The sequence below is a fragment of the Kitasatospora sp. NPDC001309 genome, from assembly GCF_042896295.1.
Lineage (GTDB): Bacteria > Actinomycetota > Actinomycetes > Streptomycetales > Streptomycetaceae > Kitasatospora.
Genome location: NZ_JBIAXC010000002.1, coordinates 375,655 through 396,734 on the forward strand (window position 1 = coordinate 375,655; position 21,080 = coordinate 396,734).

Consider the following 21,080-nt stretch of genomic DNA (forward strand, 5'->3'; position numbering starts at 1 on the left):
TCCGCCCTGCCGCGCCGCCGTTGCGCGCGTTCACGTTCCGCCCAGCGGCAGCAGACGGGCCCGTCCCGTGCCCAGCAGGGCCAGTGGATCGAGGTAGCGGCCCCCGCGCAGCAATCCCCAGTGCAGGCAGTCCCGTGCGCCGCAGTGCCGTCCGTCGGGGGCGAGCCGTCCGACGACCTGCCCGGCGGCCACCCCGGTGCCGACCGGGACGGTGCCGGTGACGGGGAGGTAGGTGGTCCGCAGCGGGGGAGTCCCGGAGCCCGGATGGACGACGGTCACCACCGGCCGTCCCGCCACCAGCCCGGAGAACGCGACCACCCCGGCGGCCGCCGACCGCACCTCCGCCCCGGGCGCGGCGGCGAGGTCCACGCCCCGGTGCCCGGCCGCCCACGGCTTGGCCGGCGGCACGAAGCGTCCCAGCACCCCGCCGGGCCCGCCCACCGGCCAGGCCCGCACCGGCCCCCGGCCGGTGGAACCCCCGCCCGCGCCTCCCGCGCCCGTGCCACCCGCGTCCATGCCTGTACCCACGCCACCCGCACCCGCGCCGCCCTCGCCCGCCGCGGCGGCCCGCGCCACCCCCGCACCCGCCATCAGGGCGAGCACCACCCCCAGTGCGATCCCCCGCACCACCCGCGTGACCACCGCACCGGCCACCCCGCCCACCCCCACCGGTCGGCCACGCGCCCACCCGGCCATCCACCCAGCCATCCACCCGGCCATCCACCCGGCCATCCACCCGGCCATCCATCCGATCGCCTCCGCGACCGCCCCTCGAACCCCGCTGCGCCCAGTCATGCCCCGAGGCTGGCCGGGCCCCGCTGCCCAGACCACCCCCTTCCGGATTCCTGTGGACAAACCGCCCCCACCGCCGGTCGCCGTCCCCCCGACGGGTGTACGGGTGCCGCCGTCCGGTGGACAAACGGCATACGAGGACCGGTCGGTGGGCAGGGAGCCGACCAGCCGGCGCCCGTTCGCCGGTCGCCGCGGCCCCGTCCGCCGCGGTCGTTTCCCGGGCTTCCCCCAGGCCATCCGCCGCTCGGGCGCGGTCCGCCCGCGGGCCCCCGGGCGCCCGAGAAGTCGCTCGCCGCTCGGCGCTTCCCGTACACTTCACACGCGACCCGGTCCACCGGGTCGACTTCGCACGCCCCGCCACCGGTGGTCGGACACGGTTCTTCCGCGGCCTCCGCCAGGTGCGAGTGCCGCTCGGTCCGCCGAGCCCGACCGGTCCCCGGACCGAGCGGGTGGAAGCGGCTCGGCACGATCGGGGCGTCAGGCGTGGCTGTCACCTGGCCGCCACGGACAACCGAGACTGACCCGGCCGTAGGCATTTCGCCCGAGGGGAACCCCCCGAGGGCGGCCACAGTCGGGCCGTAACACCTGAGGAGCACGGCAATGGCCGTCGTCACGATGCGGGAGCTGCTGGAGAGCGGCGTCCACTTCGGTCACCAGACCCGCCGCTGGAACCCGAAGATGAAGCGCTTCATCATCACCGAGCGCAACGGCATCTACATCATCGACCTGCTGCAGTCGCTGAACTACATCGACCGCGCCTTCGAGTTCATCAAGGAGACCGTTGCCCACGGCGGCAGCGTCCTCTTCGTCGGCACGAAGAAGCAGGCCCAGGAGGCCATCGCCGAGCAGGCCACCCGCGTGGGCATGCCCTACGTGAACCAGCGCTGGCTCGGCGGCATGCTGACCAACTTCTCGACCGTCTACAAGCGCCTGCAGCGCCTCAAGGAGCTCGGCGAGCTGGACTTCTCGGACGTGGCCGGTTCCGGCCTCACCAAGAAGGAGCTCCTGGTCCTCCAGCGCGAGCACGACAAGCTGGAGAAGACCCTCGGCGGTATCCGCGACATGCAGCGCGTTCCCAGCGCTGTCTGGATCGTGGACACCAAGAAGGAGCACATCGCGGTCGGCGAGGCCCGGAAGCTCAACATCCCGGTCGTCGCCATCCTCGACACCAACTGTGACCCGGACGAGGTCGACTACAAGATCCCGGGCAACGACGACGCGATCCGCTCCGTCACCCTGCTGACCCGCGTGATCGCCGACGCCGTCGCCGAGGGCCTGAAGTCCCGCGCCGGTGTCGCCAAGGGCGACACCAAGGCCGAGCCGGGCGCCGACCAGCCGCTGGCCGACTGGGAGAAGGACCTCATCGAGGGCGAGAAGAAGGCCGAGGAGGCCCCCGCCGCCGAGGCTCCGGCCGCTGAGGCCCCCGCCGCCGAGGCTCCGGTTGCCGAGACCCCGGCCGTCGAGGCCCCGGTCGCCGAGGCTCCGGCCACCGACGCGCCGGCCGAGCAGGCCTGACGTACCACGGGTGAGGGGCACTCGCCGGTACGACACCGGCGGGTGCCCCTCTCTCCCGCGCCGGGACCGAACCATCGGTCCCGGCGCCACTCCACGCAGACACGCGAGACGCGAGAAGAGATTCACACCATGGCGAACTTCACCGCCGCGGACGTCAAGAAGCTCCGTGAGCTCACCGGCGCCGGCATGATGGACTGCAAGAAGGCCCTGGACGAGGCCGAGGGCAACGTCGAGAAGGCCGTCGAGCTCCTGCGCATCAAGGGCCAGAAGGGCGTTGCGAAGCGCGAGGGCCGTGACGCCTCCAACGGCGCCGTCGCCGCGCTGATCGCCGAGGACAAGAAGTCCGGCGTCCTGGTCGAGCTGAACTGCGAGACCGACTTCGTCGCCAAGGGTGACAACTTCGTCAAGGTCGCCGACGCGATCGCCGCCCACCTCGCCAAGAGCGCCCCGGCCGACCTGGACGCCGCCCTGGCGTCCGAGATCCAGGCCGGCAAGACCGTCCAGCAGTTCGTGGACGAGGCCAACGCGACCCTGGGCGAGAAGATCGTCCTCCGTCGCTTCGCCCAGTTCGACGGTGACGGTTTCGTCGCGGTCTACCTCCACAAGACCAGCCCCGACCTGCCGCCGGCCGTCGGCGTCCTGGTCGAGCTGGACAAGGAGAACGCCGAGGTCGCCAAGGACGTCGCGCAGCACATCGCCGCCTTCGCGCCGAAGTACCTGTCCCGCGAGGAGATCCCGGCCGAGGCCCTCGAGAACGAGCGCCGCGTCGCCGAGGCCACCGCCCGCGAGGAGGGCAAGCCCGAGGCCGCCCTGCCGAAGATCGTCGAGGGTCGCGTCACCGGCTTCGTGAAGGAGAACTCCGTCCTGGAGCAGGCCTTCGCCAAGGACAACAAGAAGACCGTCGCCAAGGTCCTCGAGGAGGCCGGCGTCTCCCTCAAGCGCTTCGCCCGCTTCCGCGTCGGCGCCTGAGCCACGTTCCACCCGGTCCCCGGCCCCTCTAGGCTGGGAACCGCCCCCGCCCACTGACCGGGGCGGGCGGATCGCCGAACGGGCTCACCCGGCGCCAGCCGTCCATGGGTGGGCCGTGTCGGCACCATGAACGACGAGGAGGCCATTGCCGTGCAGGACACCGAACCGGTTCCCGCGGCAGTGGCCTCCTCTCGTGTACGCGCAGGCCGGGCATCCGCACGCCCAGGCCTGTGAGCCAGCAGGTGCACTAAAGGAGAAGTCCATGCAGGAGACGCAGGAGACCGCGCAGGACCCCAAGGCGGGCTCGCGCCGCCGGGTGCTGCTCAAGCTGTCCGGTGAAGCCTTCGCCGGTGGTGGCGGGCTCGGCGTCGACCCGGACGTCGTGCACGCGATCGCCCGTGAGATCGCCACGGTCGTGCGCGCCGGCACCGAGGTCGCGGTGGTCATCGGCGGCGGCAACTTCTTCCGGGGTGCCGAGCTGCAGGTCCGCGGCATGGACCGGGCCCGCTCCGACTACATGGGCATGCTGGGCACCGTCATGAACTGCCTGGCGCTGCAGGACTTCCTGGTCAAGGAGGGCATCGAGACCCGGGTCCAGACCGCCATCACCATGGGCCAGGTCGCCGAGCCGTACCTGCCGCTGCGAGCCGTCCGGCACCTGGAGAAGGGCCGTGTGGTGATCTTCGGTGCCGGTATGGGCATGCCGTACTTCTCCACCGACACCACGGCCGTCCAGCGCGCGCTGGAGATCCACGCCGACGTCCTGCTGATGGGCAAGAACGGCGTGGACGGCGTCTACGACTCCGACCCCCGGACCAACCCGGACGCGGTCAAGTTCGACGCACTGGAGTACTCCGAGGTCATCGCGCGCGACCTCAAGGTCGCGGACCTCACCGCGATCACCCTGTGCAAGGACAACAACCTCCCGATGCTGGTCTTCGAACTGCTGGCGGAGGGCAATATCGCGCGTGCGGTGAAGAGTGAGAAGATCGGCACACTCATCAGCCAGGATTCTGTCCGGGCCTGAGCAGCAACCCGCCGTACGGGACGGCGTCCGCCGCGACCGGCCCCGATGCCGACACCGGTCGGGACAACAGCAGATGAACCGGACAGGGAGTTCACAGTGATCGAAGAGACCCTCCTCGAGGCCGAGGAAAAGATGGAGAAGGCCGTCGCCGTCTCCAAGGACGACCTCGCGGCCATCCGTACCGGCCGTGCGCACCCGGCGATGTTCGCCAAGATCGTCGCCGAGTACTACGGCGCCATCACGCCGATCAACCAGCTGGCCTCGTTCTCGGTGCCGGAGCCGCGCATGGCGGTCGTCTCGCCGTTCGACAAGACCGCGCTGAAGGCCATCGAGCAGGCGATCCGCGACTCCGACCTGGGCGTCAACCCCTCGAACGACGGTTCCATCATCCGAGTGGTGCTGCCGGAGCTGACCGAGGAGCGCCGCCGGGAGTTCATCAAGATCGCCCGGACCAAGGGCGAGGACGCCAAGGTCTCGATCCGCGCCGTCCGCCGCAAGGCCAAGGACGCCATCGACAAGCTGGTCAAGGACGGCGAGGTCGGCGAGGACGACGGCCGCCGCGCCGAGAAGGAGCTCGACGACACCACGGCCAAGTACGTGGCCCAGGTCGACGAGCTGCTCAAGCACAAGGAAGCCGAGCTGCTCGAGGTCTGATGAACGACGCCCCTGACGCCCCTGGCTACTGGGGCCCGTCCGACCAGCAGTTCCAGCCCTACCGCCCGGCGCCGCAGCCGCAGGCACCCCGGCCGCCGGCCAGTCCGGCGCCGGGGCACCCCGGCCACCCGGAGCCCCGGGCCGCCCACCAGGGCGGGCCGGGTGCCGTCCCGGGGGGCCAGGACCTCCGTTCGGATCACTCGCAGCAGCCTCCGGTGTACTGGGGCGGCGACGCGGAGGAGACTCAGGTCATGCCTCCCGTACCGGCCGATCCCGGCTCGCACCCCGGTGCGCCCGACCACGGGCCGGCCAACGGTGCCGCGAGCGGACCCTCCGACGGCTCCTCGAACGGCGCCGGGGACGGCTCCTCGAACGGCGCTGCGAGCGGGCCCTCGAACGGCGCCGCGAACGGCCGTGCCGAGCAGCCCGGGACGCCGCCGCCGGGCGTGACGGAGACGGTCGTGCTGCGCGCGATAACCGGCGACGCCACCCCCGCCCCCGGCCACGGCGCCCCGCCGTACCCGGGGGCTCCGGTGCATCCCGCGCCGCCGCAGCGCCACTGGGCGGCCGGGCAGCCCCCCTTCGTGCCGTCGTCCCATCCAGGGCAGGAGACACCCGTGGCCGCCCAGCCCGCCCCGCAGCCGGAGCCGCGCAAGCAGCGCGGCGGCCGTAACCTCCAGGCCGCCATAGGCGTGGGCGTCGGCCTCGGCGTGGTGATCATCGCCTCGCTGTTCGTGGTGAAGGCGCTGTTCCTGTTCGTCGTGATGGCCGCGGCCTCGGTCGGCGTCTGGGAGCTGACCAGTCGGCTGTCCGAGCGCAAGCAGATCAAGGCGCCGCTGATCCCGTTGGTCGTGGGCGGCATCGCCATGATCGCCACCGGCTACTGGGCCGGCGTCGAGTGGGCCGCGGCCTCGCTCGCGCTGACCGGGCTGGCGGTGATGGTCTGGCGGATGGCCGAGCCGCCGGAGAACTACCTGCGGGACATAACGGCCGGGGTGTTCACCGCCTTCTACGTGCCGTTCCTGGCGACCTTCGTGGCGATGATGCTGGCGGCCGACGACGGCCCCCAGCGGATCGTGCTCTTCCTGATCGTCACGATCTGCAGCGACACCGGCGCCTACGCGGTGGGCTACAAGTTCGGCCGCACCAAGCTGGCCCCGACGATCAGCCCCGGCAAGACCCGCGAGGGCCTGGCCGGCGGCATCGGCCTGTCGATGCTGGCGGGCGCCGTGCTGATGCAGCTGATCATCGACGGCGGCAGCTGGTGGCAGGGCCTGATCCTGGGCGGCTGCGCCGCGGTCACCGCGACCCTGGGCGACCTGGGCGAGTCGATGATCAAGCGCGACCTCGGGATCAAGGACATGGGCACCCTGCTGCCCGGCCACGGCGGCATCATGGACCGGCTGGACTCGCTGCTGCCGACCGCCCCGGTGGTCTGGCTGCTGCTGGCGGCCTTCGTCGGGAGCTGACCCGCCCACCGACCGTTCCGCGACGGGGGCCCCGGACGCCAGGCGTCCGGGGCCCCCGCGCGTCTGCGACACTGGAACAACCATGCCTAAGCCCGGAGAACTCACCTTTGTCGCGCCGCGCGGCGCCAAGCCCCCGCGACACCTCGCCGACCTGAGCCCCGCCGAGCGCAAGGAGGCCGTCGCCGAGCTGGGCGAGCAGGCGTTCCGCGCCAAGCAGCTCTCGAACCACTACTTCGGCCGGATGTCGAACGACCCGGCGAGCTGGACGGACATCCCCGCCGCCAGCCGGGAGAAGCTGACCGAGGGCCTGCTGCCCGAGCTGATGTCGGTGGTGCGGCACGTCTCCTGCGACGACGACACCACCCGCAAGACGCTCTGGAAGCTGTTCGACGGCACGCTCGTCGAGTCGGTGCTGATGCGCTACCCGGACCGGGTCACCATGTGCATCAGCTCGCAGGCCGGCTGCGGCATGAACTGCCCGTTCTGCGCCACCGGCCAGGCGGGGCTGACCCGCAACCTGTCGACCGGCGAGATCGTCGAGCAGATCGCCGCCGGGATGCGCGCGCTCAAGGCCGGCGAGATCCCCGGTGGCGAGGCGCGGCTGTCGAACGTGGTCTTCATGGGCATGGGCGAGCCGCTGGCCAACTACAACCGGGTGCTGGCCTCGATCCGCCGGCTGACCGACCCGGCCCCGGACGGCTTCGGCCTGTCCCAGCGCGGCATCACGGTCTCCACGGTCGGCCTCGTGCCGGCCATGAACCGGCTGGCGGACGAGGGCCTCAGCTGCCGCCTGGCGCTGTCGCTGCACGCGCCGGACGACGAGCTGCGCGACGAGCTGGTCCCGGTGAACACCCGGTGGAAGGTCGCCGAGGTGCTGGACGCCGCGTGGAACTACGCGGAGAAGTCCGGCCGCCGGATCTCCATCGAGTACGCGCTGATCAAGGACATCAACGACCAGGCCTGGCGTGCCGACCTGCTCGGCCGGCTGATCAAGAACCACCGGGTGCACGTCAACCTGATCCCGCTGAACCCGACCCCGGGCTCCAAGTGGACCGCCTCCCGGCCGGAGGACGAGCGCGAGTTCGTCCGTCGGCTCCAGTCGCACGGCGTGCCGACGACCGTCCGCGACACCCGCGGCCAGGAGATCGACGGCGCCTGCGGCCAGCTCGCCGCGGCGGGCTGAGGAGCCGGGTAGGAGCCTCCCGGGGGCCAGGGCGTGTCTTGTGGGATCAGGCCGGGGTGCCCGGCCTGATCCACGAGGCACGCCCTATCGCAGTCCGGCGGCCGCCAGCGCGGCGGTCGCCCCGCCGGTCAGCAGCAGCGTGGTGCCCACCGCGAGGGTGCGCAGGGCGACCGCGCCGAACAGCAGCCGGGGCGAGGCACCGAGGCGCAGCAGCGACTCGGTGATCTCCCGGCGGTCGGTGCGGACCTCGGCGAGCCGGGCGATCACCGCGGCGACCGTGCAGCCGAGCACCAGGCAGGCCTCGACGGCCGGCAGGGCGTCGGCGCTGTCGGGGGTGCCGATCCAGTAGCGGACGGTGGTCAGCACCAGGGCGACGACCAGGGTGAGCACGGCCAGCGGCGGGCCGAGCCGACGGGCCTGGGCGGTGAGGCCGCGTCCGGCGAGCAGCCGCAGCGGGGTGGGCCGACCGAGGGCGAGCAGCCGTCCGGTCCAGGCGAGCAGCGGGCCGGTGAGCAGGGCGAGGCCGAGCGCGCCGCCGGCCCAGCCGCCGAGGGCGGCAGTGCTGGTGGTGCCGAGGCCGGCGGGCAGGTGGATCGGACGGCCGTCGGCGGGGGCGCCGGGCCGCAGGGCGATGAGTTCGAGCGCGGCACCGATCACCACGAGTCCGACCGGTACGGCGATCCGCAGCGGGCCGAAGCCGGTGCGGCCGCGGGCGCGGCCGCCGGGCAGGGTTTCGGCGACGGGCACCGAGAAGCCGGCGGCGAGGCCTGCGGTGAGCGGGACGAGCGCGAGCAGGGTGACCGGTGCGGCCGCGGGCAGCGGCACCCCCATGCCGAGGTCGGGGGCGAGCGAGGGGCCGGCGATGTCGTTGCGCAGCACCAGGAAGAGCAGCAGGGTGAGCACGCTGCCGAGGGTGCAGGCGAGGGCGACCTCACCGGCGATCAGGGTGCGGATCCGGCGGGAGCCGGCCCCGGCGGCGGTGAGGCCGGCGATCCGCTCGGGCCGTCGGGCGGGCACCGAGCGGGCGGCGACGGCCGCGAACCAGGCGACGGCGGCGAGCGGCGGCAGGCACCAGAGCAGTCGTGCCAGCGCGTCGGCGCCGCCGAGCGGGTCGCTCAGCGCGCGGCCGAGGGAGCGCAGCAGGAAGGCGGCGACGGCGGCGGCCGCCAGTGTGGTGAGCAGCCAGCGGCCGAGGTCGGTCACCCGGTAGCCCCGGGCCAGACGGAGGTAGAACACGTCGACTCTTTCAGCGGCTCGGCTCTGTCAGCGACTGGAGGCGGTCAGCGGCGGGTGGCCGTGACGGCGGAGGCACCGGTCGCGGCCGGGGCGGCGGCGCCGCGGGGGACGGGGGCGGCGGGGGCGGTGAGCCGTCCGTCGACGAGGGCGACGGAGCGGTCCGCGAACCGGACGAGCTCGGGGTCGTGGGTGGCCAGGACGAGGGTGAGCTGGTGCGAGCGGGCCGCGCTGGTCAGTATCCGCAGGACCTGGTCGGCGGCCTCGCGGTGCAGCGGGGCGGTGGGGTCGTCGGCGAAGACGACGGGCGGCAGCGGGGCGAGGGCGCGGGCCACGGCGACCCGCTGGCGCTGGCTCTGGACCAGCCGGTCGGGGCGCCGGCGGCCGATGTCGCCGACGTCGAGGCGCTCCAGCCACTCGTCGGCGGCGGTGTAGGCGGCCTTGTTGCCGGCGCCGGCGAGCAGCAGCGGCAGGGCGACGTTCTCGCGGGCGCTGAGCTCGGGCACCAGGTGGGGTTCGGAGCCGACGAAGCCGAAGCGGTCGCGGCGCAGCCGTTCGCGTCCGGCGCGGCCGAGGGTGTGGACGGGGGAGCTGTTGAACCAGACCTCGCCCTCGTCGACCGGGAGCTGGGCGGAGAGGCAGCCGAGCAGGGTGCTCTTGCCGCAGCCGCGCGGGCCGGTGACGGCGAGCACCTCGCCCTCGCGGACGCCGATGGAGATGCCGCGCAGGGCGGGGGTGCCGTCGTGGGACTTGACGATCCCTCGGGCCCACAGCACGTCGTTGTCAGGCGGTGCCGCTGACATGAGGTTCCATCCTGGGTGGCCGCAGGGATATGACAGTCGTCAGATTAGAACGACCGGGGCCGGTCGCGGTTGCGGCGCTCTGGTCCATCACGGGCAAATCACCCGCATTCAGGCATGTTTGGTCGTACGACTGTGATGTTCCGTGGCGTTGTGTGAACGCCGAAGGGCGGCCCCGCGGGTGCGGGACCGCCCTTCGGCGGAGGGTGGGGAAGAGGGCTCAGGGGATCAGAGCTTCGCCCACGCGTCGGTGAGGCTGGTCCGCAGGATCTGCTCGATCTCGTCGAAGGTCGACTGGTCGGAGATCAGCGGCGGGGCCAGCTGGATGACCGGGTCGCCACGGTCGTCGGCGCGGCAGTACAGGCCGTTGTCGAAGAGGGCCTTCGACAGGAAGCCGTAGAGCACGCGCTCGACCTCGTCGTCGTTGAACGACTCCTTGGTGACCTTGTCCTTCACGAGCTCGATGCCGTAGAAGTACCCGTTGCCGCGGACGTCGCCGACGATCGGCAGGTCGCGCAGCTTGTTCAGGGTGCCCAGGAAGGCGGCCTCGTTGTCGAGGACCTTCTGGTTCAGGCCCTCGCGCTCGAAGATGTCGAGGTTGGCGAGCGCCACGGCCGAGGAGACCGGGTGGCCGGCGAAGGTGTAGCCGTGCAGGAAGGTGTTGTCACCCTTGTAGAACGGCTCGGCGATGCGGTCCGAGATGATCGTGGCGCCGATCGGGGAGTAGCCCGAGGTCATGCCCTTGGCGCAGGTGATCATGTCCGGCACGTAGCCGAACTTGTCGGCGCCGAACATGGTGCCGAGGCGGCCGAAGGCGCAGATGACCTCGTCCGAGACCAGCAGCACGTCGTGGCGGTCGCAGATCTCGCGCAGGCGCTGGAAGTACCCGGGCGGCGGCGGGAAGCAGCCACCGGCGTTCTGCACCGGCTCGACGAAGACGGCGGCGACGGTGTCGGCGCCCTCGTTGAGGATGGCGACCTCGATCTCGTCGGCGCACCAGCGGCCGTACGCCTCGGGGTCGACGGTGCCGTCCGGGCCTTCGAGGAAGGCCGGGGCGCGGTAGATGTTGGTGTTCGGCGCCTTGTGGGTACCCGGCACCAGCGGCTCGAACGGGGCCTTGAGGCCCGGCAGGCCGGTGATGGACAGGGCGCCCTGCGGGGTGCCGTGGTAGGCGACGGCGCGCGAGATGACCTTGTACTTGGTCGGCTTGCCGATCAGCTTGAAGTACTGCTTGGCGAGCTTCCAGGCGGTCTCGACGGCCTCGCCGCCACCGGTGGAGAAGAAGACCTTGTTGAGGTCGCCCGGGGCGTAGTTGGCCAGGCGCTCGGCCAGCTCGACGGCCTTGGGGTGCGCGTAGCTCCAGATCGGGAAGAACGCGAGTTCCTTGGCCTGCTTGGCGGCGACCTCGGCGAGCTCGGTCCGGCCGTGACCGGCCTGCACGACGAACAGGCCGGCCAGGCCGTCGATGTACTTCCGGCCCTTGTCGTCCCAGATGTACGTGCCCTCGCCCTTGACGATGGTCGGTACGGGGGAGTTCTCGTACGACGACATGCGGGTGAAGTGCATCCACAGGTGGTCGTAGGCGGTCTTGGAAAGGTCCTTCTGGGCCGGGTCGGCTGTCATCGGGTGCCCCAGGTGTAGGTCTGTTTCCGGAGTTTCAGGTAAACGAAGCTCTCGGTGCTCCGCACGCCGGGAAGCGCGCGGATGCGCTTGTTGATCATTTCGAGCAGGTGCTCGTCGTCCTCGCAGACCAGCTCGGCCAGGAGGTCGAACGAGCCTGCGGTGCAGACGACGTAGTCGACCTCGTCGAGGGCGGCCAGCGCGTCGGCGACGGGCTCTATGTCGCCCTCGACCCGGATTCCGACCATCGCCTGGCGGGTGAAGCCGACGGTGAGCGGGTCCGTGACGGCGACGATCTGCATCACGCCTTGGTCGAGCAGCTTCTGGACGCGCTGCCGTACGGCTGCCTCGGACAGGCCGACGGCCTTGCCGATGGCGGCGTACGGGCGGCGCCCGTCCTCCTGGAGCTGCTCGATGATCGCCTTGGAGGCGGCGTCGAGGGGAACACTCGCGTTCCGGTCGCGGTTGGCCACGCGGCCACTGTGCCTGATCGTTCCCCTGTTCGCAAGCGTGGAAACTGCTGATTTCGTCGTGATCCCGGAAATCCCATGCGGATTTCATCGCGGACGCGTACCGCGCCTGTCGATCCCGGCAGTCCTGCGGCTACTCTGGCACGGTACGCGCGCGCCCCCGCAGGGCGCCGCGCATTCCGCCACCAGTGGACCGCGCCGCTCCCGGCCGGGCCACTCGGCACCCTTCGTAGGCCGGATCCGTCGACGTACCATGGCGCCGGAATCTGCAATGCCGCAGGCCCAGACCGAGGAGAGACCCGTGAGCGACCTTCGCACGCTGCGCAACTACATCAACGGTGAGTTCGTCGACGCGGCTGACGGCCGCACGCTCGACATCGTCGACCCGACCACGGGCGAGGTCTACGCGACGTCGCCGCTGTCCGGCGCCGCTGACGTGGACGCGGCCATGGCCTCGGCCGCCGCCGCCTTCCCGGTCTGGCGCGACGCCACCCCGAGCACCCGGCAGAAGCTGCTGCTCAAGATCGCCGACGCGGTCGAGGCCCGGGCCGACGAGATCGTCGACGCCGAGGTGCGCAACACCGGCAAGCCCCGCGCGCTGACCCTCTCCGAGGAGATCGGCCCGATGGTGGACCAGCTCCGCTTCTTCGCCGGTGCCGCCCGACTGCTGGAGGGCAAGGCCGCCGGCGAGTACATGGACGGCATGACCTCGATCATCCGCCGCGAGCCGGTCGGCGTCTGTGCCCAGGTCGCGCCGTGGAACTACCCGATGATGATGGCGGTCTGGAAGTTCGCCCCGGCCATCGCCGCGGGCAACACCGTGGTCCTCAAGCCCTCGGACACCACCCCGGCCTCCACCGTGCTGCTGGCCGAGATCATCGGCGGCGTCCTCAAGGACCTGGAGCTGCCGGCCGGCGTCTTCAACGTCATCTGCGGCGACCGCGAGTCCGGCAAGCTGATGGTCGAGCACCGCACCCCGGCGATGGCCTCCATCACCGGCTCCGTCCGGGCCGGCATCCAGGTCGCCGAGTCGGCCTCCAAGGACGTCAAGCGGGTCCACCTGGAGCTGGGCGGCAAGGCCCCGGTCGTCGTGTTCGAGGACGCCGACATCGCCGAGGCCGTCGAGGGCATCTCGGTGGCGGGCTACTTCAACGCCGGCCAGGACTGCACCGCCGCCACCCGCGTGCTGGTGCACGAGTCGATCCACGACGCCTTCGTCGAGGCGCTGGCCAAGGCCGCGGCCGAGACCAAGACCGGCGGCGTGGACGACGAGGACGTGCTCTACGGCCCGCTGAACAACGCCAACCAGCTCAAGCAGGTGTCCGGCTTCATCGAGCGGCTGCCCGCCCACGCCAAGGTCGAGGCCGGCGGCCACCGGGTCGGCGACAAGGGCTACTTCTACGCCCCGACCGTCGTCTCCGGCCTGCTGCAGGACGACGAGATCATCCAGAACGAGGTCTTCGGCCCGGTCATCACCGTGCAGAAGTTCACCGACGAGGAGCAGGCCGTCGAGTACGCCAACGGCGTCGAGTTCGCGCTGGCCTCCTCGGTCTGGACCAAGGACCACGCCCGCGCCATGCGGATGTCCCGCCGCCTGGACTTCGGCTGCGTCTGGATCAACACCCACATCCCGCTGGTCGCCGAGATGCCGCACGGCGGCTTCAAGAAGTCCGGCTACGGCAAGGACCTGTCGGCGTACGGCTTCGAGGACTACACCCGGGTGAAGCACGTCATGACCGCGATCTAGCGGGTCATGGCCGTCGGGCGCAGGATGACCGCGATCTAGCGGGTCTGATCAATCGGCTGAACTGACAAGGGGCCCGGGTCTTTTCGACCCGGGCCCTGTCGCTTTGCACCCTGTCGGCGGGTCGTGCGTCCGGCTGACAGGATGAAACTGCACTTCGGGGGCGCTCGGCCCTAGCCTTACCGGCATGAGCATCCCCACCGCTGACTCAGCCGCCGGAAAGGCGGTCAAGGCCGCCGACCGCGCGCACGTCTTCCACTCGTGGTCCGCCCAGGCGCTGATCGACCCCCTCGCGGTGGCCGGCGCCGAGGGCTCGTACTTCTGGGACTACGACGGCAACCGCTACCTCGACTTCTCCTCGCAGCTGGTGAACACCAACATCGGGCACCAGCACCCGAAGGTGGTCGCCGCGATCCAGGAGCAGGCGGCGAAGCTCTGCACGATCGCCCCCGGCTTCGCGGTCGAGGCGCGCAGCGAGGCGGCCCGGCTGATCGCCGAGCGCACCCCGGGCGACCTGGACAAGATCTTCTTCACCAACGGCGGCGCCGAGGCGGTCGAGAACGCCGTCCGGATGGCCCGGCTGCACACCGGCCGGCAGAAGGTGCTCTCCACCTACCGCTCGTACCACGGCGCCACCGCCAACGCGATCGCCCTCACCGGCGACCCGCGGCGCTGGGCCAACGAGACCGGCGTCTCCGGCGTGGTGCACTTCTGGGGCCCGTACGCCTACCGCTCCAACTTCCACGCCGAGGACGAGGCGCAGGAGTGCGAGCGCGCGCTGGCGCACCTGGAGCAGGTGATCGCCTTCGAGGGACCGGGCACGGTGGCGGCGGTCATCCTGGAGACGGTGGTCGGCACCGCCGGCATCCTGGTCCCGCCGCCGGGGTACCTGGCCGGAGTGCGGGAGATCTGCGACCGCCACGGGATCGTGTTCGTCCTGGACGAGGTGATGGCCGGCTTCGGCCGCACCGGCGAGTGGTTCGCCGCCGACCACTGGGGCGTGGTGCCGGACCTGCTGACCTTCGCCAAGGGCGTCAACTCCGGTTACGTCCCGCTGGGCGGCGTGGCGATCAGTGCCGAGATCGCCGCCACCTTCGCGGAGCGGCCGTTCCCCGGCGGGCTCACCTACTCGGGGCACCCGCTGGCCTGCGCCTCGGCGGTGGCCACCATCAACGCCATGGCGGAGGAGGGCATCGTCGAGAACGCCAAGCACATCGGCGAGACGGTGCTCGGCCCCGGCCTGCGCGAGCTGGCCGAGCGGCACCCCTCGATCGGCGAGGTGCGCGGCCTCGGCGTGTTCTGGGCGCTCGACCTGGTGAAGGACCGGGAGACCCGGGAGCCGCTCGTCCCCTACAACGCCGCGGGCGCCGCCAACGCGCCGATGGCCGAGCTGGCCGCCGCGTGCAAGCAGCGCGGGCTCTGGCCGTTCGTCAACATGAACCGCTTCCACGTCGTCCCGCCGTGCACCGTCACCGAGGAGGAGGCCAAGGCCGGCCTCGCGGTGCTGGACGAGGCGCTGTCGCTGGCCGACGCGCACACCGTCTGACGTACCTACCAGGACGGCCCCGGGCGCACCCGCGTGTTCCCGGGGCCGTTCCACGCTCCGGAAGGCCTCCCATGTCCCGCAGCTCCACCCTGCCCCGACGCTCCTCCCAAACCCCCGTCATCCGCCGGCGTTCGGTGCTCGGCGGGGCCGCGCTGCTCGGCGCCGGCACACTGACCGGCTGCGGCATCCCGTCCGCGTACGTCGCCGAGGACCGCCGTTCGGCACCGGACCGCTCGGAGCACGACAAGCGGCTGAACTTCTCCAACTGGACGCAGTACATCGACACCGACGACCAGGGGAAGCGCCCGACCCTGGACGCGTTCAGCGAGAGGACCGGGATCGCGGTCACCTACACCGAGGACATCAACGACAACGACGAGTTCTTCGGCAAGATCAGCCCGGTGCTCACCCAGGGCGCCGACCCGGGCCGGGACCTGATGGTGATCAGCGACTGGATGGCCGGGCGGTACGTCTCGCTGGGCTGGGTGCAGGAGATGGACCGGGCCGGCCTGCCCAACGTCACCGCCAACCTGGACCCGCAGCTGGCGAACCCGGTCTTCGACCCGGGGCGCCGGCGCAGCGTGCCCTGGCAGTCCGGGATCACCGGCATCGCGTACAACCGCAAGGCGCTCGGCCGGGAGCTCAGGTCCACCGCCGACCTCTGGGCGCCCGACCTCAAGGGTCGGATCACGCTGTTCGCCGGGCTGGACGAGGCGCTCGGGCTGCTGATGCTCTCCCAGGGCGCGGACATCGCGCGGTTCGGGGACGACGACGTGCACAAGGCGATGGACCTGGTGCAGAAGATGGTCGACACCGGGCACGTCCGCCGCTTCACCGGCAACGACTACACCAGCGACCTCGCCTCCGGAGCGGCGATCGCCTGCCAGGCCTACTCCGGTGACGCCGTCCAGCTCACCGCCGAGAACCCCGACATCGCCTTCGTGGTGCCGGAGGAGGGCGGCGAGCTGTGGGCGGAGAGCCTGATGATCCCCAACCGGGCCGTCCACAAGCGCAACGCCGAGCTGCTGGTCGACTACTACTACCAGCCCGAGGTGGCCGCCGAACTCGCCGCGGCCGTCCAGTACATCTGCCCGGTTCCGGCCGCCCGCGAGGTGCTGGCGGACAGCGGGGACAAGGACAAGGCCGAACTCGCCGAGAACCCGCTGGTGTTCCCGACCGAGGAGATGCGCGCCCGGCTGCGCAGCATGCGGGACGTCACCTCGGCCGAGCGGCCGGAGCTGCACAAGGTCTGGGGGCGCATCACCGGGGTGTGAGGGGTACCGGGGAGTGACGCAGCCCGGCCCTACCGGCGTACGGCGTCCAGCGCGAGCAGGGCCACGTGCAGGGAGAGGCAGGACTCCACCTGGTCGAGGTCGACTCCGAGGATCCGCTCGACCTTGTGCAGCCGGTCGTAGAAGGACGGCCGGGACAGGTGGGCGGCGTCGGCCGCCGCCGACTTGTTCCGGCCCTGCTCCAGGTAGATCCGCAGCATCTGCACCAACTGGCCGTTGTGCTCGGCGTCGTGGGCCAGCAGCGGGCCCAACTCCCGCTCCACGTACGTCTGCAGGCGGGCGTCGTCGCGCAGCAGGTGGAGCAGGCCGCGCAGCCGGACGTCCGGCAGCCGGTAGTAGGAGGCGGTCCTGCCCCCGCCGGGCGCGTCGTGCAGGGCCGCGTCGGCGACCTGGGCGGCCTCCAGCAGGGTGCGCCGGGCGTCGCGGACCGAGCCGACCGAGGAGCCGACCGCGACGACCGGCCCCGGGGTGTCGGCGGGCTCCCGGCCGGACTCGGCGGACATCCGGCGCAGGGTGGCCGAGAAGGCCTCCAGCGCGGAGTGCTCGTCCTGCTGGGCGCCGAGCGCGATCAGCAGTCCGACGCCCTCGTCGTCCAGCGCGCCGACCAGGGCGGAGAGCCGGCTGGCCCGCACCGCGCCGGCCGCCAGCTCGGTGAAGTCGCGCAGCCGGGCCTGGGCCTCCAGTGCGGCCGGGATCGGCCCGCGGCGCTGGCGCAGCACCACGCCGACCAGCCGCCGGCCCTCCAGCGGGACGCCGAGTGCCTGGGCGCGCAGGGCCACCTCGGAGACGGTCAGCGCGTGGGTCAGGATGCCGGAGAGCAGGGTGCGGTGGGTCTGCCGCTCCAGGCTCTCCCGGTCGCGCACCACCAGCCGGTTGAGCGCCAGCGCGGAGGCGCCGCGCTCCAGCAGCATGGCGTGGGGGTGGGCCTCGCCCTCCGCCAACGGGCCCGGCTCCAGCACCAGGACCAGCCGGCCCCAGTCCTGGCCGCGGGCGCCGACGGTGGTCACCAGCCAGCCGCTGCGCGGGTCGTGGCCGGTCCGGCCGGGCGGGCGGACCCCGCGCGAGCGGCGCTCCCAGTCCTCCAGCAGCTCGGCCTCGGGGCGTCCGGCGCTGTCGTGGGCGAGCACCTGGTGGGCCAGGTTCTCCAGGACGACCGGCGCGCCCGCCATCCGGGCCACCTGGCGGATCACCTCGGGCGGCTCGGCGCCCTCGACCACCAGCTCGTTGAAGACCTGGTGGACCGATTCGGAGACCCGCAGCTGCTCCAGCTGGGCGTTCACCACCAGGGCGTGCACGGCCTCGGTGACGGCGACGAAGCGCACCTCGCGGCGGAGCGCGATCAGCGGCAGTCCGCGCTGCTCGGCGGCGTGCACCAGGGCGCGCGGGAGCGAGTCGAAGTAACGCCGGCCGAACTCGACCACCAGGCCGGCCACGCCGACCTCGTCCAGGTCGCGGACGTAGCGGGCCAGGCCCTCGCGGTCCTCGGGCAGCGCGATGCCGGTGGTCAGCACGAGCTCGCCGCCCTGCAGCACGCCGGCGACGTCGGGCAGCTCGCTGACGTGCACCCAGCGGACCGGTCGCTCCAGGCGGTCGGCGCCGGCCACGACCTGGGGCAGGCCGCGCCGCATCACCTCCAGGTCGAGCACACGGGCGACGGTGGGGAGCATCGCGGGCCTCCAGGGCGGGGGAGGTGGGAGGGGAGGGGGTGGAGGGGACAGAGTGTCAGGTGAATCATGCATCGTCGCGACGACCTGTTGCCCTGCGAGGAGCCTTGCACTCTGTAAGGCCCTTCGTGTCGAGACTGTCGAAGTGACCCTTGTCACGTCAACCCCGCAGTTGGCAAGGTCAGCGGGACCGCAGACCCCCACCGCGGAAGCGTTTCGCCGCAGCGCGGTCGAACCGCCGGCACTTGGAGGAACCCAGATGGACCTGACCGACTTCGGCGCGGGCGCGCAGTACATCGCGGGCCGTCAGGCCCGGGGGAGCGGCGAGCCCTTCCAGGTCGTCAACCCCGCCGACGGCACGGTGGTCGAAGAGGTCGCGCTGGCCACCGCCGGGGACGTGGACGCCGCCGTCGCCGCCGCGCGGGACGCCCTGCCCGGCTGGTCCTCGGCCACCCCGGGGGCCCGGTCCGAGGCGCTCACCCGGCTGGCCGCCGTCCTGGGCGCGACCGCCGACGACCTCGCCCGGGTGGAGACCGCGCAGACCGGCAAGCCGGTGAAGCTGGCGACCGAGTTCGACGTCCCCGGCACCGTCGACAACGCCGCGTTCTTCGCCGGCGCCGCCCGCAACCTGGAGGGCAAGGCGGCCGGCGAGTACTCCGGCGACCACACCTCCTACGTCCGGCGCGAGGCGATCGGCGTGGTCGGCTCGATCTCGCCGTGGAACTACCCGCTGCAGATGGCCGCCTGGAAGATCCTCCCGGCGATCGCGGCGGGCAACACCATCGTCCTCAAGCCGGCCGAGCTGACCCCGCTGACCTCGGTGATGTTCGCCCGGGCCTGCACCGAGGCGGGCATCCCGGACGGCGTGGTCAACGTGGTCACCGGCGCCGGGCGCACCGCCGGCGAGCACCTGGTCGCCCACCCGGGGGTCGCGATGGTCTCCTTCACCGGCTCCACCGCCGTCGGCAGGCGGGTCGCCGAACTCGCCACCGCGAGCGTCAAGCGCACCCACCTGGAACTCGGCGGCAAGGCCCCGTTCGTGGTCTTCGACGACGCGGACCTGGACGCCGCGGTGCACGGCGCCGTCGCCGCCTCGCTGATCAACGGCGGCCAGGACTGCACCGCCGCCACCCGCGCGTACGTCCAGCGCCCGCTCTACGACGCCTTCGTGGCCGGCGTCGCCGAGCTCTTCGCGGCCGTCCGGATCGGCGACCCCCGCAATCCGCACACCGACCTCGGCCCGCTGGTCTCCTTCGCCCACCGGGACCGGGTGGCCGGGTTCGTCGAGCGCGCCCGCTCCTACGCCACCGTCGTCACCGGCGGCCCCGCACCGGACAGGGGCCACGACGGCTTCGACCTCACCCGGGGCGCCTACCACGCGCCGACCCTGATCACCGGCGCGGCCCAGGACAGCGAGGTGGTCCAGGGCGAGGTCTTCGGCCCGGTGCTGGTGGTGCTGCCCTTCGACGGCGACGACGAGGGCCTGCGGCTCGCCAACGACACCCCGTACGGCCTGGCCGCCTCCGCCTGGACGGGCAACGTGCACCGCTCGCTGCGCGCCACCCGGGAGATCGCCGCCGGGTGCGTCTGGGTCAACGACCACATCCCGATCATCAGCGAGATGCCGCACGGCGGCTACAAGGCGTCCGGCTACGGCAAGGACATGTCCCAGTACTCGCTGGACGAGTACACCCAGGTCAAGCACGTCATGTTCGACACCACCGCAGTGGCCCGCAAGGACTGGCACCGCACCGTCTTCGGAGACCGGTAACCCCCCCGCAGGCCCCGGGTGCTCCCCCCACGCACCCTTCTTCCCCCAGGAGGCCCGTTCCATGGCGTTCAATGAGCTCACCGACGGTCTGCCCGAACCGGTCCGCAGGGCCTGGGAACGCAGTCTGACCAGCGGTCGGGCCGCGGTCGGCCGCCGCACCCTGCTGCGCGCCGCCGCCCTGACCGCCGGGGCGGGCACCCTGGCCGCCTGCGGCATCCCGGCCGCCCCCAGGACGACCGGTGACTCGACCGCCAACGCCGCCGAGGACCACTCGGGGAGCGAGAAGGAGGTCGACTTCTCCAACTGGCCGCTGTACATCGACACCGACGAGAAGGACAAGGAGAAGCACGGCACCCTGGACGCCTTCACCGCGGCCACCGGCATCAAGGTCAAGTACAACGAGGACATCAACGACAACGTCGAGTTCTTCGGCAAGGTCAAGCCGCAGCTGGCGGCCGGCCAGGACACCGGCCGCGACCTGGTGGTGCTCACCGACTGGATGGCCGCCCGGCTGATCCGGCTCGGCTGGGCGCAGAAGCTCGACCCGGCGAACGTCACCACCGCGATCACCAACGTCGAGGCCCGCTTCCGCGCCCCCGACTGGGACCCGGGCCGGCTCTACACCTACCCCTGGGCCGGCATCCAGACCGTCATCGCCTACAACCGGAAGGCGACCAAGGGCAAGGAGGTCACCAGCGTCGCCCAGCTGCTGGACGACCCCGAGCTCAAGGGCCGGGTCACCTTCCTCTCCGAGATGCGCGACAGCATCGGGATGGTCCTGCTCGACATGGACAAGGACCCGGCGAAGTTCACCGCCGACGACTACGCCGGTGCGATCGCCCGGATGCAGAAGGCCGTGGACGACAAGCAGATCCGCCGCTTCACCGGCAACGACTACGGCCAGGAGCTGTCCTCCGGGGACATCGCCGCCTGCGTCGCCTGGGGCGGCGACCTGATCCAACTGCGCGCCGACAACCCGGACATCGAGTTCGTCATCCCGGAGAAGGGCTACCTCGCCTCGACCGACAACATGCTGGTCCCGGCCAAGGCGCGGCACAAGGCGAACGCGGAGAAGTTGATCGACTTCTACTATCAGCCGAAGATCGCGGCGCAGCTGGTCGCGGGCATCGGCTACGTCTCCGCCGTCACCGGGATGAAGGACGAGCTCGCCACCCTCGCCCCGGACAGCGCGGCCAACCCGCTGGTCGTACCCACCCCCGAGATGGCGGTCAAGGCGCACGTGTTCCGCACCCTCACCGAGGGCGAGGAGAGCGACTTCGAGCAGAAGTTCTCCAAGCTCATCGGCGCCTGACCCCCACGCGTCCACCAGA

17 protein-coding genes are annotated in these 21,080 nt (G+C 72.0%); 11 read left to right on the forward strand and 6 right to left on the reverse strand.

The window, feature by feature from the left end:
* Positions 1 to 30: 30 nt before the first annotated feature.
* Positions 31 to 795 (reverse strand): peptidoglycan DD-metalloendopeptidase family protein, encoded by a 765-nt coding sequence (locus ACFY2K_RS03875; RefSeq protein WP_387709428.1) that lies wholly within the window; start codon positions 793 to 795, stop codon positions 31 to 33.
* Positions 796 to 1,392: 597 nt separating this feature from the next.
* Between ACFY2K_RS03875 and rpsB the strand changes: the two genes are divergently transcribed.
* The 6 genes from rpsB to rlmN all read left to right on the forward strand — a co-directional run bounded on the left by rpsB (position 1,393) and on the right by rlmN (position 7,609).
* Entirely contained in the window at positions 1,393 to 2,307 is a 915-nt protein-coding gene (gene rpsB / locus ACFY2K_RS03880; RefSeq protein ID WP_387709429.1) for a 30S ribosomal protein S2, read from the forward strand.
* 129 nt (positions 2,308 to 2,436) lie between these two features.
* The gene (gene tsf / locus ACFY2K_RS03885; RefSeq protein WP_387709431.1) at positions 2,437 to 3,276 is read left to right on the forward strand and encodes a translation elongation factor Ts; all 840 of its coding nucleotides are present in this window, start codon (positions 2,437 to 2,439) and stop codon (positions 3,274 to 3,276) included.
* Between the two features lie 262 nt (positions 3,277 to 3,538).
* Complete coding sequence (gene pyrH / locus ACFY2K_RS03890) at positions 3,539 to 4,303, forward strand: UMP kinase (RefSeq protein WP_030056790.1); 765 nt, start codon at positions 3,539 to 3,541, stop codon at positions 4,301 to 4,303.
* A 96-nt stretch (positions 4,304 to 4,399) separates the two neighbouring features.
* Positions 4,400 to 4,957: a ribosome recycling factor gene (frr, locus tag ACFY2K_RS03895; RefSeq protein WP_360233219.1), complete on the forward strand. Its 558-nt coding sequence runs from the start codon at positions 4,400 to 4,402 to the stop codon at positions 4,955 to 4,957.
* 251 nt (positions 4,958 to 5,208) lie between these two features.
* Positions 5,209 to 6,426, forward strand: coding sequence for a phosphatidate cytidylyltransferase (locus ACFY2K_RS03900; protein ID WP_380595335.1), 1,218 nt, complete (start codon positions 5,209 to 5,211; stop codon positions 6,424 to 6,426).
* A gap of 82 nt (positions 6,427 to 6,508) precedes the next feature.
* The gene (gene rlmN, locus ACFY2K_RS03905; protein WP_375891799.1) at positions 6,509 to 7,609 is read left to right on the forward strand and encodes a 23S rRNA (adenine(2503)-C(2))-methyltransferase RlmN; all 1,101 of its coding nucleotides are present in this window, start codon (positions 6,509 to 6,511) and stop codon (positions 7,607 to 7,609) included.
* An 84-nt stretch (positions 7,610 to 7,693) separates the two neighbouring features.
* Here rlmN and ACFY2K_RS03910 read toward each other — a convergent pair whose 3' ends face one another.
* The 4 genes from ACFY2K_RS03910 to ACFY2K_RS03925 form a co-directional block, all read right to left on the reverse strand.
* Complete coding sequence (locus ACFY2K_RS03910) at positions 7,694 to 8,845, reverse strand: hypothetical protein (protein WP_375891801.1); 1,152 nt, start codon at positions 8,843 to 8,845, stop codon at positions 7,694 to 7,696.
* A 44-nt stretch (positions 8,846 to 8,889) separates the two neighbouring features.
* Positions 8,890 to 9,645, reverse strand: coding sequence for an ABC transporter ATP-binding protein (locus tag ACFY2K_RS03915; protein WP_375891803.1), 756 nt, complete (start codon positions 9,643 to 9,645; stop codon positions 8,890 to 8,892).
* A 225-nt stretch (positions 9,646 to 9,870) separates the two neighbouring features.
* On the reverse strand, positions 9,871 to 11,265 hold the full coding sequence (locus tag ACFY2K_RS03920; protein WP_363555973.1) for an aspartate aminotransferase family protein: 1,395 nt from the start codon (positions 11,263 to 11,265) through the stop codon (positions 9,871 to 9,873).
* The gene (locus ACFY2K_RS03925) at positions 11,262 to 11,735 is read right to left on the reverse strand and encodes an Lrp/AsnC family transcriptional regulator (protein WP_030306695.1); all 474 of its coding nucleotides are present in this window, start codon (positions 11,733 to 11,735) and stop codon (positions 11,262 to 11,264) included. Before ACFY2K_RS03925 ends, ACFY2K_RS03920 begins: the two co-directional genes overlap by 4 nt.
* 268 nt (positions 11,736 to 12,003) lie before the next feature.
* Here ACFY2K_RS03925 and ACFY2K_RS03930 point away from each other — a divergent pair, with 268 nt between their 5' ends.
* From ACFY2K_RS03930 to ACFY2K_RS03940, 3 genes are all read left to right on the forward strand, one after another.
* Positions 12,004 to 13,479 (forward strand): gamma-aminobutyraldehyde dehydrogenase, encoded by a 1,476-nt coding sequence (locus ACFY2K_RS03930; protein WP_375891804.1) that lies wholly within the window; start codon positions 12,004 to 12,006, stop codon positions 13,477 to 13,479.
* A 184-nt stretch (positions 13,480 to 13,663) separates the two neighbouring features.
* Positions 13,664 to 15,022: an aspartate aminotransferase family protein gene (locus tag ACFY2K_RS03935; RefSeq protein ID WP_380527429.1), complete on the forward strand. Its 1,359-nt coding sequence runs from the start codon at positions 13,664 to 13,666 to the stop codon at positions 15,020 to 15,022.
* A gap of 71 nt (positions 15,023 to 15,093) precedes the next feature.
* Entirely contained in the window at positions 15,094 to 16,296 is a 1,203-nt protein-coding gene (locus ACFY2K_RS03940) for a spermidine/putrescine ABC transporter substrate-binding protein (protein ID WP_387709434.1), read from the forward strand.
* Between the two features lie 29 nt (positions 16,297 to 16,325).
* On the opposite strand, the gene ACFY2K_RS03945 is transcribed toward ACFY2K_RS03940, so the two are convergent.
* Complete coding sequence (locus ACFY2K_RS03945; protein WP_375891807.1) at positions 16,326 to 17,981, reverse strand: PucR family transcriptional regulator; 1,656 nt, start codon at positions 17,979 to 17,981, stop codon at positions 16,326 to 16,328.
* A gap of 256 nt (positions 17,982 to 18,237) precedes the next feature.
* Here ACFY2K_RS03945 and ACFY2K_RS03950 point away from each other — a divergent pair, with 256 nt between their 5' ends.
* Together ACFY2K_RS03950 and ACFY2K_RS03955 are read left to right on the forward strand one after the other, a co-directional pair.
* Positions 18,238 to 19,749 carry a gamma-aminobutyraldehyde dehydrogenase gene (locus ACFY2K_RS03950; RefSeq protein WP_387709436.1) on the forward strand — a complete coding sequence of 504 codons (1,512 nt, stop codon included), beginning with the start codon at positions 18,238 to 18,240 and terminating at the stop codon, positions 19,747 to 19,749.
* Positions 19,750 to 19,810: 61 nt separating this feature from the next.
* A complete protein-coding gene (locus tag ACFY2K_RS03955) occupies positions 19,811 to 21,061 on the forward strand; it encodes a spermidine/putrescine ABC transporter substrate-binding protein (protein ID WP_387709438.1) in 1,251 nt (416 codons plus the stop codon).
* The last annotated feature ends 19 nt before the right edge of the window (positions 21,062 to 21,080 follow it).

Excerpts from the sequence above, each read along its gene's own strand:
- rlmN (WP_375891799.1), top strand. The coding sequence starts at position 6,509 with ATGCCTAAGCCCGGAGAACTCACCTTTGTCGCGCCGCGCGGCGCCAAG.
- ACFY2K_RS03900 (WP_380595335.1), top strand. The coding sequence starts at position 5,209 with ATGCCTCCCGTACCGGCCGATCCCGGCTCGCACCCCGGTGCGCCCGAC.
- ACFY2K_RS03920 (WP_363555973.1), bottom strand. The coding sequence starts at position 11,265 with ATGACAGCCGACCCGGCCCAGAAGGACCTTTCCAAGACCGCCTACGAC.
- pyrH (WP_030056790.1), top strand. The coding sequence starts at position 3,539 with ATGCAGGAGACGCAGGAGACCGCGCAGGACCCCAAGGCGGGCTCGCGC.
- ACFY2K_RS03915 (WP_375891803.1), bottom strand. The coding sequence starts at position 9,645 with ATGTCAGCGGCACCGCCTGACAACGACGTGCTGTGGGCCCGAGGGATC.
- ACFY2K_RS03875 (WP_387709428.1), bottom strand. The coding sequence starts at position 795 with ATGACTGGGCGCAGCGGGGTTCGAGGGGCGGTCGCGGAGGCGATCGGA.
- tsf (WP_387709431.1), top strand. The coding sequence starts at position 2,437 with ATGGCGAACTTCACCGCCGCGGACGTCAAGAAGCTCCGTGAGCTCACC.
- rpsB (WP_387709429.1), top strand. The coding sequence starts at position 1,393 with ATGGCCGTCGTCACGATGCGGGAGCTGCTGGAGAGCGGCGTCCACTTC.
- ACFY2K_RS03955 (WP_387709438.1), top strand. The coding sequence starts at position 19,811 with ATGGCGTTCAATGAGCTCACCGACGGTCTGCCCGAACCGGTCCGCAGG.
- ACFY2K_RS03930 (WP_375891804.1), top strand. The coding sequence starts at position 12,004 with ATGCCGCAGGCCCAGACCGAGGAGAGACCCGTGAGCGACCTTCGCACG.
- ACFY2K_RS03940 (WP_387709434.1), top strand. The coding sequence starts at position 15,094 with ATGTCCCGCAGCTCCACCCTGCCCCGACGCTCCTCCCAAACCCCCGTC.
- ACFY2K_RS03945 (WP_375891807.1), bottom strand. The coding sequence starts at position 17,981 with ATGCTCCCCACCGTCGCCCGTGTGCTCGACCTGGAGGTGATGCGGCGC.
- ACFY2K_RS03950 (WP_387709436.1), top strand. The coding sequence starts at position 18,238 with ATGGACCTGACCGACTTCGGCGCGGGCGCGCAGTACATCGCGGGCCGT.
- ACFY2K_RS03935 (WP_380527429.1), top strand. The coding sequence starts at position 13,664 with ATGAGCATCCCCACCGCTGACTCAGCCGCCGGAAAGGCGGTCAAGGCC.